Source organism: Gilliamella sp. Gris3-2 (genome assembly GCF_001690345.1).
Classification (GTDB): domain Bacteria; phylum Pseudomonadota; class Gammaproteobacteria; order Enterobacterales; family Orbaceae; genus Gilliamella; species Gilliamella bombi.
In genome coordinates this window covers 1-424 of record NZ_LZHB01000074.1, presented here as the reverse complement: position 1 = coordinate 424, position 424 = coordinate 1, and the positions used below count along the sequence as shown (strand labels likewise).

The 424-nt window shown below is 24.8% G+C and carries 1 pseudogene; it reads right to left on the bottom strand.

The features are described from left to right. Positions 1 to 240 precede the first annotated feature (240 nt). Positions 241 to 424: pseudogene (locus tag A9G32_RS13305) on the bottom strand (hypothetical protein); the annotation flags it as partial.

Genomic DNA, 424 nt, shown 5'->3' with positions numbered 1-424 from the left:
TAATACAAAAGTTAACCATCTTTCATTTATTTTCATAACTCTATTATCCTAGAAAAATTTAATCCTGAAATATTAAAAAACAAATATTATTTACATAAAATGTAGAAATTGTTTACGTGTTATCCGCAGTAATTTGTAATGAATATGCATAAAAAAACAAAATTAGCGTCTTATTATAAACAATAGATATGATGTTTATATCATAAAGAAGAAATAACTGCCACTGATTTGATTAAACGCTTATCGCTTGCTGAGTGGAGTAACGTCAAAAGGAGACCAAACTGACTGTTCCCATTGTATGAAGTTATTAGTTAGAATTTCTTTTATGTAATTTTCAAATTTAGAATTAAAGTATTTATCAGATATTATTGTTATTTCAAGAGTATAATGTTCATCACATAATAATTGACTAAGCCTATCAATT